The organism is Tenacibaculum sp. IMCC1 (assembly GCF_054906355.1).
This window is the reverse complement of sequence record NZ_CM142818.1, coordinates 3,096,683-3,110,072: the sequence shown is the minus strand read 5'-3', so window position 1 is coordinate 3,110,072 and position 13,390 is coordinate 3,096,683. Positions and strand designations below refer to the sequence as shown.

At 30.0% G+C, this 13,390-nt stretch carries 15 protein-coding genes; 11 read left to right on the top strand and 4 right to left on the bottom strand.

The genetic code is table 11. From position 1 onward, the window contains the following. The first annotated feature begins 53 nt into the window (after positions 1-53). The 4 genes from ACXIHB_RS14530 to ACXIHB_RS14515 all read left to right on the top strand — a co-directional run bounded on the left by ACXIHB_RS14530 (position 54) and on the right by ACXIHB_RS14515 (position 4,477). Positions 54-722: a tetratricopeptide repeat protein gene (locus tag ACXIHB_RS14530; RefSeq protein ID WP_462098520.1), complete on the top strand. Its 669-nt coding sequence runs from the start codon at positions 54-56 to the stop codon at positions 720-722. Positions 723-808: 86 nt separating this feature from the next. Continuing rightward, positions 809-1,741 (top strand): hypothetical protein, encoded by a 933-nt coding sequence (locus ACXIHB_RS14525; RefSeq protein WP_462098519.1) that lies wholly within the window; start codon positions 809-811, stop codon positions 1,739-1,741. A 262-nt stretch (positions 1,742-2,003) separates the two neighbouring features. Next, positions 2,004-3,902 carry a beta-N-acetylhexosaminidase gene (locus ACXIHB_RS14520; RefSeq protein WP_462098518.1) on the top strand — a complete coding sequence of 633 codons (1,899 nt, stop codon included), beginning with the start codon at positions 2,004-2,006 and terminating at the stop codon, positions 3,900-3,902. Further along, complete coding sequence (locus ACXIHB_RS14515) at positions 3,899-4,477, top strand: sugar O-acetyltransferase (protein ID WP_073184447.1); 579 nt, start codon at positions 3,899-3,901, stop codon at positions 4,475-4,477. The genes ACXIHB_RS14520 and ACXIHB_RS14515 overlap by 4 nt, the downstream gene beginning before the upstream one ends. A gap of 27 nt (positions 4,478-4,504) precedes the next feature. Here the strand turns inward: ACXIHB_RS14515 and ACXIHB_RS14510 are convergent, their stop codons facing one another. Next, positions 4,505-5,104: a leucine-rich repeat domain-containing protein gene (locus ACXIHB_RS14510; RefSeq protein WP_073184449.1), complete on the bottom strand. Its 600-nt coding sequence runs from the start codon at positions 5,102-5,104 to the stop codon at positions 4,505-4,507. Between the two features lie 307 nt (positions 5,105-5,411). Here ACXIHB_RS14510 and ACXIHB_RS14505 point away from each other — a divergent pair, with 307 nt between their 5' ends. From ACXIHB_RS14505 to ACXIHB_RS14480, 6 genes are all read left to right on the top strand, one after another. Beyond that, positions 5,412-5,789, top strand: a complete 378-nt coding sequence (locus ACXIHB_RS14505; protein WP_047790149.1) for a hypothetical protein — start codon at positions 5,412-5,414, stop codon at positions 5,787-5,789. Positions 5,790-5,799: 10 nt separating this feature from the next. Then, complete coding sequence (locus ACXIHB_RS14500) at positions 5,800-6,354, top strand: DUF7079 family protein (protein ID WP_462098517.1); 555 nt, start codon at positions 5,800-5,802, stop codon at positions 6,352-6,354. Positions 6,355-6,473: 119 nt separating this feature from the next. Continuing rightward, positions 6,474-6,902 carry a MarR family winged helix-turn-helix transcriptional regulator gene (locus ACXIHB_RS14495; RefSeq protein ID WP_047790148.1) on the top strand — a complete coding sequence of 143 codons (429 nt, stop codon included), beginning with the start codon at positions 6,474-6,476 and terminating at the stop codon, positions 6,900-6,902. Then, entirely contained in the window at positions 6,902-7,324 is a 423-nt protein-coding gene (locus tag ACXIHB_RS14490; RefSeq protein WP_047790147.1) for an organic hydroperoxide resistance protein, read from the top strand. The genes ACXIHB_RS14495 and ACXIHB_RS14490 overlap by 1 nt, the downstream gene beginning before the upstream one ends. 11 nt (positions 7,325-7,335) lie before the next feature. Continuing rightward, complete coding sequence (locus ACXIHB_RS14485; protein WP_047790146.1) at positions 7,336-7,971, top strand: nitroreductase family protein; 636 nt, start codon at positions 7,336-7,338, stop codon at positions 7,969-7,971. Between the two features lie 436 nt (positions 7,972-8,407). Then, a complete protein-coding gene (locus ACXIHB_RS14480; protein WP_159493760.1) occupies positions 8,408-9,085 on the top strand; it encodes an SGNH/GDSL hydrolase family protein in 678 nt (225 codons plus the stop codon). Here the strand turns inward: ACXIHB_RS14480 and ACXIHB_RS14475 are convergent. From ACXIHB_RS14475 to ACXIHB_RS14465, 3 genes are all read right to left on the bottom strand, one after another. Beyond that, the gene (locus ACXIHB_RS14475; protein WP_462098516.1) at positions 9,082-9,708 is read right to left on the bottom strand and encodes a tetratricopeptide repeat protein; all 627 of its coding nucleotides are present in this window, start codon (positions 9,706-9,708) and stop codon (positions 9,082-9,084) included. The genes ACXIHB_RS14480 and ACXIHB_RS14475 overlap by 4 nt on opposite strands. Positions 9,709-9,795: 87 nt before the next feature. Next, entirely contained in the window at positions 9,796-10,215 is a 420-nt protein-coding gene (locus ACXIHB_RS14470) for a DUF2141 domain-containing protein (protein ID WP_082118675.1), read from the bottom strand. Between the two features lie 120 nt (positions 10,216-10,335). Then, positions 10,336-12,492, bottom strand: a complete 2,157-nt coding sequence (locus tag ACXIHB_RS14465; protein WP_462098515.1) for a TonB-dependent receptor — start codon at positions 12,490-12,492, stop codon at positions 10,336-10,338. A 235-nt stretch (positions 12,493-12,727) separates the two neighbouring features. On the opposite strand from ACXIHB_RS14465, the gene pdxH reads away from it, so the two are divergent. Further along, positions 12,728-13,375 (top strand): pyridoxamine 5'-phosphate oxidase, encoded by a 648-nt coding sequence (pdxH, locus tag ACXIHB_RS14460; RefSeq protein ID WP_073184465.1) that lies wholly within the window; start codon positions 12,728-12,730, stop codon positions 13,373-13,375. Positions 13,376-13,390: the final 15 nt, after the last annotated feature.

Here is a 13,390-nt window from a genome sequence, read left to right as displayed (position 1 = left end):
TTGGAGTTACAATTTGGTGGAAAACAAAATCGCACAAGGAAAAATCAAAATTAATGATAGAATCTCACCAGTACGAAAAAGCTATTGAATATGACAAAGAAAACAGCGATGCTTGGAAGGAACGTTCAGTAGCTTATAACAAAGCTGGAGATTTTGAGAAAGGTTTTGAATATCTAAATAAAGCTGTTAACCTTGATCCAAAATTACATTTAGGATATAGAGGTTGGATAAGGTTAAGAAAAATGCGAGACTTTGACAAAGCTCTTGAGGATTTTGACCGACTTGACAGTTTAACACCTAACTTCGTAGATGCACCTTGGGGAGAAGATATCGACTTTTTACGAGGAGAATGTTATTTCGGTAAAAAGCACTATCAAAAGGCAATTGAAACATTTAATCGTAGCATTAAAAATCAAAAAGAAGATTGGGCTGATGTTCACTCATTTGTATACCTCGGACTTTCCGAATATGAATTAGGCAACTACAAAAAATCAATTATCGAATTCAAACGAAGTTTAAAACAGTCGGAAAATATTCCCGAATCCTATTTTGGAATGGCTAAAGCCTACCAAAAACTAGGGCTATTTGAAAAAGCAAAAGAGAGTATTTTGAAAGCAGAAAGCAATATACATTACAAAAGAGATGATGTTTACAATGAGTTTCTAAACGAAATATATATATCTGAAATAATTGAATTTAAACAACAACTGTACAAAAAATAACTAGTTACAATAACGAATAGAAATAATTGTTTGTTCTCGCCTACCTCTTAGCCAAAATTACTATCCTAATAAAACATTGAATGCAAATGAAAAAACTTACAATAATTTTAATTCTAGCTTTTATTGTATTTACTTCCTGTAAGCAGAGCAAACAAAAGAAACAACAAGTAACTCCTGAAAAGTTTGAGTTTACCGAGCTTATAAAAGAAGATTACGAACTTTATAAGCCAACTAAAGACATTAAAGCGGTTTTAATTTTGTTTGGAGGTTACCCAGAAGTTGCTAAAGACATTAAAAGAGAGTTTAAAATTCTTGATATTGCTAGAAAAAATAATATTGCGGTTATACTTTCTAATCTTAATCAGAAATTATGGCTTGAAGAAAACGAACAACAACAACTTGCTAAAAGTTTACAAACAATAATTACAGAAAACCAATTACCAACTGATAATATCTTTATTGGAGGCTTTTCTAGTGGTGGAGTTGTTAGTCTTTTAATAAGCAATTATATTGTTGGGAAGAAACAGTTCTATATCGACCCAAAAGGAGTATTTATAGTAGATTCCCCAATAGACTTGGTTGCTTTGTATAAATCTTCAGAAAAAAGTATAGAGCGAAACTTTTCAGAATCTGCAATTCTAGAAAGTACTTGGCTATTAGAAACATTAGGTAATAACTTTGGCAATCCTAAAGACAGTATTAAAAAATACGAGGAGAAGGCTGTTTTTACCTCTAATACAGACAATATTTCTAACATAGAAAAACTAAAAAACACTAAGATTAGACTTTATACAGAACCTGATACTCTATGGTGGAAAAAGAATAGAATGGGTGATTATGACCAAATGAATGCTTTCTATATCAAAAAGTTATATGAGAGTTTAAAAACTAAAGGTTTTAATAATGTTGAGTATATACCAACCACAAACAAAGGGTATAGAGCAAATGGTGAACGACACCCTCATAGTTGGGCTATTGTTGACAAAAAAGACCTAATAAACTGGATATTGACAAAATAAATACTGATTATAGCAATTATTACAAGACTTCCTCGATTACTTCTTTTAACTTAATTGGATTCTTATAATATTAATATGTTTACAAGCTCTAGTAACAACTTCATCATTAACAATTAGAACTTCACACAGAGAGTACTTTGACTTTCTATTCTTACAAATTTTCAAAAAAAACAGATACTAAAAGTGCTAAAATCTTACTACTTTACATAACTAAAGTCTAGATTAAACGTATCTTTAAACTTTAATCGCAAATAATATTAATATGAATTTAAGAGGAGTTGTTTTTTTTATTTTTATACTCTCAAACTATTTGGCTTTTGCTAATGATACAATTATAAAGCACCTACTTTTTACACCTCAAAAAATATCTATTAAGAAAAATACTATTGCTGTAGAACAAGCGCAAATAATGTTTTTAGATAATTTTTTAAAAAAAAGTAATAATGAAGCCTTTACAGGTAAACATATTATACAAACTAACAGAGGAAATTTTAAAGTTTGTTTTGAAATAGATAATAGTCTTCCAAATATAGATGCATATGAGCTAGAACTTAAAGCTTCAGAAATTAATTTATCTGCTAAAAATATAAGTGCTTTACGTTATGGTAAACAAACTTTAAACCAATTAATATCTTACGCTAAAGATAAGCACAACTCATTGCCTACCCTTAAAATTAGTGATTGGGCTGATTTTGAAAAGAGAGGTTACATGTTAGATATAAGTCGGAACAAAGTACCTAAAATGGAAAGTTTATATCAGTTAATAGATCAATTAGCAATATGGCGAATTAACGAGTTACAACTTTATACAGAACATACTTTTGCTTATCGTAATCATCCCATTGTATGGAAAAATGCGAGTCCGCTTACAGCCAGCCAAATTCAACAACTCGATTTTTATTGTTTAAAAAAAGGAATAGATTTAGTACCTAACCAAAATTCTTTTGGACATATGGAAAATTGGTTAAAACATGATGAATACTTAAGTTTAAGTGAGTGTGAAACCAATTGTAAAACAAAATGGGGTAATAAAAAAAGGACTGCCCTCGCCCCTACAAACCCTGAATCATTTAAATTAATACAAGAGTTATATGCAGAGCTTTTACCCAACTTTTCTAGCAATTATGCTAATATAGGAGGTGATGAAACTTTAGAGTTAGGTTTAGGTAAATCAAAATCATTATGCGACTCTATTGGTAAAGGAAAAGTATATTTAAATTTTTTAAAAAAGTTAAACACTGAGATTATAAAAAATGGAAAAAAAACTCAGTTTTGGGGTGATATTGTACTAAATCATCCTAAATTAATAAAGGATATTCCTAAAAATATGACTGCTTTAGTTTGGGGTTACGATGCTACTTATCCTTTCGATAAAAATTTAGCTAAATTCCATAAAGCTAACTTAAATTTTTACGTGTGCCCTGGTACGTCTAGTTGGCGTTCTGAAATTGGTAGAAACGCCAATGCCTTTATAAATCTTAAAAAAGCTGCAATAGCAGGAAAAAAATATAAAGCCAAAGGTTATCTCATAACAGATTGGGGAGATTTTGGGCATTTTCAACCAAAATCTGTCAGTTATCCCTCCTTAATTTTAGGAGCTAATTATGCATGGAATTACTCTGATAAAACAGAAAAAAATTTAGCATTTCTTTTAAACAAGTTTGTTTTTAAAGATGCTACAGGTTATGCCGCAAAAGCTGTCTTAACTTTAGGAGATTCTTACTTAAAAGCTAAAATACCTGAAGGAAATGCTAACGCTTTTCATTTAATGATTAGACGATTTAGATGGACTATAAAAGGACATTACCAAACCAAACATATTACCAAAAGTGGTTTATTAGCTTCTAAAGTTGAAATTAAAAAAGGACTCGCATTATTACATAAAGCACAACCAACAGCTTTAGATTCTTTAATCGTTATTAAAGAACTAGAACAAGCTTCTAAACTGGCTCTTTTTGGAATTGATTTAGGTTTAGCAAGATTAACAGCTAAAAATATGGCTACAAAAAATATTCCCCAGAAAAAAAGAAAGGAATTAGCTTCTGAACTTACAACTTTAATAGAAAACCATAAAACAATTTGGTTACTTAGAAACCGAAAAGGAGGGCTACAAGATTCTACCGAAAAACTAGAAGACTTACTAAATTATTTAAAAGGATGACAGAAAAACAAAAAATGCTAAATGGTGACTACTATAATTCAAGAGATCCTGAATTAATTAAAGTTTACCACAAAGCCAGAAAGTTATTAAAAGAATATAATTTCTTAAATTCAGAGTTAACACTAGAACGAGATAGAATTTTATCTGAACTCTTTGCTTCAAAAGGTAATGGAGTTTGGATAGAAACGCCTTTTTTTTGTGATTATGGTGAAAATATTTCTATAGGAGAAAATACTTTTATAAACACTAACTGTATGTTTTTAGACAATAATAAAATTACCATTGGTAAAAATTGTTTAATAGCTCCTTATGTACAAATTTATACCGCTACACACCCCATAAAAGCTTCTGATCGTATTATTAACTCCAATAACACAACTCATTATCTAACTTCAACCAAACCAGTAACTATTGGAGATAATGTTTGGATTGGTGGTAATTCTATAATTTTTCCTGGAGTATCTATTGGAAATAATGTAACTATTGGGGCTGGTAGTACTGTTACTAAAAACATCCCCAGTGATGTGCTGGCTTTCGGCAACCCATGTGAAATAAGAAAAAAGTTAGATAGTTAACTATTAAAAAATAAAGAAGTTTATTCCTTAATATATTACGAAATCAATATTTTCAATATCTGATCCTCTAAAAGCTCCAGTAATACTATCTTCTAATTTTTGAGGTAAAGTTACCTTTTTTAACTTTTTGCTATCCTTAAAGGAGTCGCTCCCTAAGGTTGTTATGTGCTCTGGAATTGTAAGTTCTTCAAAATTATTTTCAGCAAAACAATCATTACATAATTTAGTGACCGATTTTGGTAAATCTATACTCGTAAGTGCATTTCCTACAAAGCAAAACATATGAATTGTTGTTAATGATCCTTTTATAATGAGTTTTTCAATTTTATTTCTTCCAAAAGCTCCACCTCTTATTTCTGTAACTTTTGACGGTATAACTAACTCTTTAATTTCATTTTTATAAAAGGCATCCTCGTCTATATATTCTAAAAATTTTGGTAAGATTACTGCTTTGAGCCCTTTATCATCAAAAGCCTCCCTTAATATATACGTTACAGGTTTATTGTTTATATAGTCGGGCATCACAACACTTGTTGATTGTCCTATATAATCTAAAATTGCAATACCTCCGTTGAACTCTCTAAAAGAATACTCTTCATTTTTTAAAATCGTAACCTGCTCTTTCATTCTGTTTATTTTGTTTTATTGATAATTACAAATACTAAAATTATATAGAAGAAAGTGATTTTTGAAAAGTAATTTGTTTTCGTTGCTATTGTTTTTATATTCGTTTCAAAAAATATTGTTTTATAGTATAAAAAAACTACTCACAACAATATTTCTTATAATTTAAATTTTTCTTTTAGTTAATCAGGAATCAGGCTCTGTAATAACTGATAGTAAAACAAAGGAAAAAATCCGGTATGTAAATTATTTAAATAGTTTAAGTAAAACACCGACAAATTGTTAAAAAAGAAATAATAAACTTTTATCTATGAATAAAATTGAAATAGCAAAAAAATATGTAATGCATCTCCAAAACGGAAACATAAAAGAGGTTATTAGTTTATTTAATAGTAATGGGATTGTTGAATCACCTATTTATGGAATAAGAAAAGCCGACGAATTTTATCTTGAATTAAATAATGACACTTCTAACTCTGAACTTTTCATAAAAGGAATTTTTGAACAAAATAACTCTAATAATTTAGCACTCTACTTTACTTACAAATGGACTTTAAAGAATAATAAAAAAGTAGAATTTGATGTTGTTGATATTATTGAGTTTGATTCTGAGTACAAAATAATGAAACTAAAAATAATTTATGACACAGTGACTTCTAGAAAATTTGTCAATGAATTAAAAAAATAAAAACTATGAAATGAATACTATGATTTGCGGAATTGGAACGTCTAAAATTTTAAGTACTGAAATAGAAATAGTAAAGTACCCCTTTAAACCTTCATTAGTATTTCCTAATAAAAAAATTAAAGCTTGTGAAATAGACGCTATATGCTACCAATCTTATCCTCCTTTAATCAAAATTAAGGATGAAGTAATTTTTATCCAAAAAGAAAAAGCTGAACTTTTAAAAAGTTTTGTTAAAAAAAACAATATTACAACCTTTAAAGAGTCTAAAAACTGGAATTGGCTGTTAGAGCCTTACCTTGACACAGTTTATTCACATGAAGATGATTTAAATATAATTAACTTGTTAAATACAAACGGTATTTCTACCCCTGAAATCTTGCAAATAAGAAATGAAGTAGGTAAACAAATGTATAAATACAATTTTAACACCATGCTTTGGAATTGGTTTACCTTAGGGCTGCCTGATGTTTTAGCTGCAATGAGAGTAAAATATAGAGAAAAAGAGTTTGCTAACTTTTATAAAAGAGCAATGGAAATTGAGTTAAGAAAGCCCTTATCTAATTAAATAGCATACCAAACTTTTAGGAACTAAATTAGTTAATACTATTTTCACGTAACATTAACACAATTAAATTGCACACAATTTAATTGTAAGATATTTTTGTGTTGTTATTTAAGTAAATTATGTCAGAACAATTAAAATTAAAAAATCAAGTATGTTTTCCTGTATATACACTTGCCAAGGAAATTATTAGTTTATACAGACCTTTATTAAAAGAGGTAGATTTAACCTATCCTCAATATTTAGTAATGATGGTTTTATGGGAAGAAGGCAATCAAAGTGTATCTGAAATTGGCACTAAACTAAACTTAGACAGTGGCACTCTTACTCCTTTATTAAAAAGACTAGAGCAAAAACACCTTATAGAAAGGAAAAGAGAAACCACCGATGAACGTGTTGTAAAAATTAACCTTACAGATAAAGGTAAAAGCATACACAAAAAAGCAACTTGTATTCCTGATCAAATGATGACTTCATTAAATGTTTCTACAGAAAAATTAATAGAGCTTAAAAACACAATAGAATATATTTTAAATCAAATCAATAAATAATGAAAACAATTTATAATATCAGCGCCAAAGCAACTGGTGGAAGAAATGGACATGTAAAAAGTGAAAACGGAGTTTTAGAACTTGATGTTAGACACCCTAAAGCCCTTGGAGGCGCTAATGACGACTATCCAAATCCTGAAATGCTTTTTGCAGCAGGATATTCGGCTTGTTTTGACAGTGCATTAAACCTAGTTATTAAAAAATCTAAAATTAACACTGGTACAACTACCGTTAAAGCAACAGTAAGTATTGGCCAAATAGAAAATGGAGGCTTTGGACTTGCAGTAGCCTTAGATGTAAATATTCCTGAAGTTTCTTTAGAAGAAGCTAAAAATTTAACCGAAAAAGCACATCAAGTATGTCCTTATTCAAATGCTACAAGAGGAAATATTGAAGTAACATTAAATACAACAAATAATTAAATATTAATACAATGTCATTAATAGAAAACCTTAACTGGAGACATGCTGTAAAAGCTTTTGACCCAAATAAAAAAGTAAGCGAAGAACATATTGAAAAAATTATAGAAGCTGCTAGATTAGCACCAACCTCATCAGGACTACAACAGTTTAGAGTCATTTCAATATCTAATCAGGAAGTTAAAGAAAAATTAGTACAAGGAGCCTTAAACCCTGACTCTATGAAAGACTGCTCACATGTATTAGTTTTTGCTGCTTGGGATAACTATACCGCAGAAAGAATAGATAAAGTATATGATTTTACTACTGATGAAAGAGGTTTACCTAGAGGAAGATTTAGCAGTTATACAGATATGCTTAAAAAAGCATATTTAAATCTTCCTAATGAAGTTAATTTTGCACACACCTCAAGGCAAACTTATATTGCTTTAGGCTTAGCTCTAGCACAAGCAGCAGAGTTAAAAGTAGACACTTGTCCTGCTGAAGGATTTGACAATAAAGTGGTTGATAAAGTTTTAGAGTTAGATAAAATAGGCTTAAAAAGTGTATCATTGATGTACATTGGATATGCCGATGATGAAAAGGACTGGATTAAACCAATGAAAAAAGTTAGAATTCCTAGAGATGAGTTTGTTATTGATGTAAAATAGTACAGCAATAAACACCGTTTTATTAAAAAGTAAAACACTTAACTAAATGCTTTTCTTACAGCTTTGCCTGTTTATAGAAAAGCATTTGTTTTTTATTAATATAAATTCCATACTTCATTTTACAATGAAATAAGATATAAAAACGCAATGTACTTTTACACTCAAATAAACACGTAAGTAACTATAAACACTTTAGAAAACACATTATTAATCTATTCAATAAAAAAAACGCTCTTTTGCTCATCAATATTTAGATTGGAGTAATAGAGGACATTATATTGCAGGAGCATTGGGAGCTTCTCTTCTCAAAGCAATGATTAAAAAAGATTGGTTACGTAAAAAACCAAACTCTAGAGAAATTATTATTACCTCTTTTGGTAGAATAGAATTGAAAAATAAGTTAAATTTAGAGGTATAAAACATAATACTAACTTCTTTGAAAAAACTACTTTACTTACTTCTCTTTCTTCAACTTCCAGTTCAAGCACAACAAATATTATTCGTTGGAAATAGTTTAACCTATATGAACAACATGCCTAAAATGTTGGAGTATATTGGTAAACAACATGGTGTTACTATTAAAACCAAGAGCTTATGTTACCCTAATTACGCTATTATTGATCATATTAACGAAGGAAAACTTCAAAAATTACTAGCTAAAAAACAATTCGATTATCTAATTATTCAACAAGGTCCTTCCTCACAAGCAGAAGGAAAAAGAATGCTAGTACAAGATGGGGCTACAATAAAAGCCTTTTGCGAGCAATATAACACCAAACTTGGTTACTTTATGGTATGGCCATCCGTTAGATATTACCATACTTTTGATAAAGTAATTGAAAATCACAAATCTGCCGCCAAACAAAATAATGCTTTGTTATTTCCTGTAGGTAATCTATGGAAAGAATACAATACTTATAAAGGCAAAGAGTCTTTATATAGCTTAGATAACTTTCATCCTTCAACAACTGGAAGTTTTGCAGCTGCCCTTACTATTTTTCATCAATTATATCCAACAAAAAACCTTCAACAACTCCCTTTTAAAAAGTATAAAAAATGGGTAGCTAATGAAGATTCTTTTAACTTGTTAGTTCAGTTAATAGAAAAGTATTAGGACTTCATACACTTTTTCAACACCTGTTCTGCCCTTTGTATATTAAATTTAGGATAAAATTTTTCTTTTATTTTTTCTTCCTTTCCTAGTTCAATGGCTCTTTTTACATTATTACAAAAAGGCTCTGTAGACTGCCCGAAAAAACGAGCTGCTCCCATATCTGACTCTGCTTTACTTAAAATAACTCTCGGATTATTAGGAGCTATTTTCAATGCTTTTTCATACAACGTAGCATTTTTCATCGACATCGTCATTCCATATTTCTGTCCATCAAAAGCCATATATGAAACATGCAATAATGCCTGTGTAATTAATATTTCAGGGTTTTCTGATGAAATAGATTTTGCTGTATCTAAAAACTCTTGTGCCTTATTTAATTTAGCTATTAACGTTGGTTCTTCTTTTATTTGAAAACTTTCTAAAATGTTAATCATTCCTGCGTAATAAGACGGCAACCAGTTGTCTTTTTCTGCTTTAGAAATACGTTCGAATAATTGAGCTGCTTCCGTTGTTTTATTTGCTCCCCATAACTCAAATGCCTTTGTCATTCCTTTTTCGTATTTACTTTGTGCTGAAACACTTATTGTAAATACTAATAGTACTAATGTGATTATTTTTTTCATCTTTTTAATCTTAATTGTTTTGTTTTTATTACTCTACAGGAAGTAGGATATCTTCAGTACTCTATCAAGTAGCTAATTCTTCTTTTGTTAATTTATATTAATTACTAATGATATGTCTTTATTTACCAAGAATTTGGCGTCTTTATATTTTGGAGGTCCCATAAATCCTTTTGCATCGTTAGAAACTCCTATTGGCTCTTTTGGTATTCCTATAAAGTTTGTATCCATTTTTTTATTATTATTTGTATCATGAAAGCAAGAAACCGCATATGTGCCTTTTGGAATATCGTGAAACTCAACCCTAGCCTTTTTATTAGTAATCTTTACGATCTCTCCCTTATACCCTTCTTTTAAAAAACTTTTCTCCGTATTGTATAATGCCACAAATAATGCACCTTTATCTGATTTTATCCCTTTAAAATCAATTGAAACTGTATGTGTATTTTGGGCTACCATAGCTGTTAAGCACCCAAATAAAATTATCATTGTTAAAATTGTTTTTTTCATCTGTCTCGTATTTATTTTAGATAATATTGATTATTATTTTGACTATTCAAATATCTTTTGATTTTCGTTAATTATATAAAAAAGAATACTGAATCGTTATTTTTAATTACTGAATTGTTGTTATAAGTTATTTAACTGGTTGTCCTTTTTATTATCACTAATCGTCCAAAAGAATCCTACGAAAAAGAAACTATCCGCTGATGGTATTATAGCTTGTCTATTAAAAGTCCCAGCTGGGTTTGGTGTATTTTTATAATTATATCCAAATACGTTTTGGGTACCTAACACATTGTTTACTGAGAAGTACAAGATTTTTTGCTGACTAATTAAGTACGCCCAATTTAAGCTTACAGAATTGTAGTTTTTAGTTTTTTGGTTTAAAAACCCACTGGTATTAGGATTGGTATAACTTCGCCCAGAAGCAAAATTATAACTCATTCCTACTTGACTTTTCCAATCTTCTATCCAATGTTTTGCTACGACTGATAAGTTGTGTTTTGATGCAAAGTTTGGTGTAGCTTTTACTGGGTAGTTTTTATAATCTCTTTCAGTATCTAAAAACGAATAGGAAACCCAATAATCTGTATTTTTTACATTTTTATTATCTCTCCAAAAAATATCTATTCCTTTTGAATACCCTTCTCCTAAGTTTGAGAAATTTGAATAGGATAATGCTCTATCAGTATCATATTTTACTAAATCTTGATACTTTTTATAATATCCTTCTATTCTTAAAATTTGTTTGTTTTTAACATACTGATAATTTGCTATAAAATGAGAAGTATTCTCTGCTTTAAATTGCGTGTTGAATTTTAGGTATTCATTTTTAGGATTTTGATAAAAGCGTCCATAAGCAAATGAAAACTGTGCATTTTCTCCTGGTTTATAAGCTATAGAAGCCCTTGGTGAAATGGTGAACTCATCTAACAATTCAGAGTTTTCCATGCGTACTCCTACTTTCGTTGCTAACTTTTTACTAAAAAAGATATCTGCTTCAATAAAACTTCCAAAGATATTATTGTCAAATCCGTACGTAGTATTTCCATTCGTTTCATTTCTATAATCTTCAGAGAAATCGGTTATAAAATATTCTGCACCAAAATTCAGTTTAAATCGGTTTGAAAATCTCTTTTTCAACGTTGCCTTAACATGAGCTGAGTTTTCATTATCTACAACCTTATCATCCAATATGTTTATCTTTGAATTATCATTAGTAAACGATGCTCCTCCTGTAACTGTCCAGTTATTAGTTAAATGTTGTTTATAAGATCCATTGAAATACAAGTTTCTATTTTTCAACCCAAAACGAAATCCATCTTCATAATTAATATCCTCTTGAATCATATCAAAATCAGTATAACTATAAGCTCCGTACAACTTCAACAAAGACTCATTTTTAAATCTAAAACGATATACAGCTTCACCATTTAATGATTGCACTGGCTTATTCCAAGTATTCCTATCGGGAAATAATTTTTGATAGGGTGCTAAATTGATATAGGATGCGTTCACACTTAGTGAGTTTTTTCCAAATATCTGAGTGTTTCCTACTCCTAAACCAACTGTCATTAGTGAGATATCTGTCTTCTCTTTTACTGCTTCGTCATTCGTGTTTAGTAATAAAACACTTGACAATGCTTGACCGTATTCTGCTGAATATCCTCCTGTTGAAAACGTAATTCCTTTAAATAAAAACGGAGAAAATCGACCACGTGTAGGAATGTTACGTGCCGAAGGACTATACGGAGTAAACACTCGAATTCCATCAATAAAAATTTGTGTTTCATCCGCTTCCCCTCCGCGAACAAATAAACGTCCATCTTCACTAACCGAAGAGGTTCCTGGTAATGTTTGCAAGGCTCCAACAAAATCTCCCAAAGCACTTGCTGTTGTTACTACATCTAAAGGTTTTAACGCTGTTACTTTGGCATTATCCCCTGCTTCAAAAGTTCCTGCATTTATAGTTACAGCATCCAACGTATTTACATCTTCACGAAGCATTATTTTTAAATTTTTAAACGTTGATACTTCAGCTGTTTTTATATACGTTTCAAAAGAAATAAAAGACACTGTTAATGTTTTTTGTCCTTCTTCTGAAGTTGTAAAAGAAAAGTTTCCTTTTTCGTCAGACGAAGTTCCATCATAAGTTCCCTCTAAATATATATTTGCCCCTTCAATAGGATTTCCTTTAGTATCAGTTACTTTTCCTTTAATAGTAGTTTGTGCAATTAATAATGTATGCGTTAAAAAACATACAATAAGTAATAAATGTTTCATTTTGTTCGTTTTTGACACCACAAAACTGCTTTCTTTTCAATCTTTAACACAAAAAGAAATACTCAACTGTATAATTTTACGGATGAATTGTTTTGCAAATCAAAACTAAGATTACTTAACTCTCCTTATTTTACCTTTCTTGCTTTTATTTATTCAAATCTTGCTAAATTTTAATACGTAAGGCCTACAATACTTTTGATAAAGTTGTACTTTTACATAGTATAAATTAACAATAATGGCACACGATTTAAGTGACTATAGAAAATCTTACGAAAAAAGAGAGTTACTAGAGAATAACTGTCCTGAGAATCCTATTGAATTGTTTAGGGATTGGTTTTTTGTTGCAGATGAATCTGAAATGGTAGAGGAAGCAAATGCTATGACGATTGCGTCTATCGGGTTAGATGGCTTTCCAAAAAGCAGGGTTGTTTTATTAAAAAAATACACTTGGGAAGGTTTTATTTTTTATACCAATTACAATTCAGAGAAAGGAAAGGCTATTTTAAATAACAATCATGTATGCCTATCTTTTTTTTGGGCTGGTTTAGAACAACAAATTATCATTAAAGGAAAGGCTGAGAAGCTTGCTGAGAATTTGTCTGACGGGTATTTTGAATCGAGACCAGATGGAAGTAAATTAGGTGCTTGGGCTTCTAATCAAAGTGAAGTAGTTACCTCTCGTAATGAGCTGGATAACAATCTTGCTTCTTTTGAAAAAAAGTTTGAGAATCAAGAAATCCCTAGACCTAAACATTGGGGTGGTTTTTTAGTAAAACCAGTTTCTATTGAGTTTTGGCAAGGGCGCCCTAACCGTATGCACGATCGCATTCGATACACCTTACAAAAAGATTTTTCTTGGAAACTTGAACGTTTAGCTCCTTAGTTTTATATTTACATA

Coding starts and splice junctions, on each gene's coding strand:
- ACXIHB_RS14495 (WP_047790148.1), top strand. CDS start 6,474: ATGTCAGAACAATTAAAATTAAAAAATCAAGTATGTTTTCCTGTATAT.
- ACXIHB_RS14475 (WP_462098516.1), bottom strand. CDS start 9,708: ATGAAAAAAATAATCACATTAGTACTATTAGTATTTACAATAAGTGTT.
- ACXIHB_RS14510 (WP_073184449.1), bottom strand. CDS start 5,104: ATGAAAGAGCAGGTTACGATTTTAAAAAATGAAGAGTATTCTTTTAGA.
- ACXIHB_RS14470 (WP_082118675.1), bottom strand. CDS start 10,215: ATGAAAAAAACAATTTTAACAATGATAATTTTATTTGGGTGCTTAACA.
- ACXIHB_RS14490 (WP_047790147.1), top strand. CDS start 6,902: ATGAAAACAATTTATAATATCAGCGCCAAAGCAACTGGTGGAAGAAAT.
- ACXIHB_RS14530 (WP_462098520.1), top strand. CDS start 54: ATGATAGAATCTCACCAGTACGAAAAAGCTATTGAATATGACAAAGAA.
- ACXIHB_RS14515 (WP_073184447.1), top strand. CDS start 3,899: ATGACAGAAAAACAAAAAATGCTAAATGGTGACTACTATAATTCAAGA.
- ACXIHB_RS14485 (WP_047790146.1), top strand. CDS start 7,336: ATGTCATTAATAGAAAACCTTAACTGGAGACATGCTGTAAAAGCTTTT.
- ACXIHB_RS14525 (WP_462098519.1), top strand. CDS start 809: ATGAAAAAACTTACAATAATTTTAATTCTAGCTTTTATTGTATTTACT.
- ACXIHB_RS14520 (WP_462098518.1), top strand. CDS start 2,004: ATGAATTTAAGAGGAGTTGTTTTTTTTATTTTTATACTCTCAAACTAT.
- pdxH (WP_073184465.1), top strand. CDS start 12,728: ATGGCACACGATTTAAGTGACTATAGAAAATCTTACGAAAAAAGAGAG.
- ACXIHB_RS14505 (WP_047790149.1), top strand. CDS start 5,412: ATGAATAAAATTGAAATAGCAAAAAAATATGTAATGCATCTCCAAAAC.
- ACXIHB_RS14465 (WP_462098515.1), bottom strand. CDS start 12,492: ATGAAACATTTATTACTTATTGTATGTTTTTTAACGCATACATTATTA.
- ACXIHB_RS14500 (WP_462098517.1), top strand. CDS start 5,800: ATGAATACTATGATTTGCGGAATTGGAACGTCTAAAATTTTAAGTACT.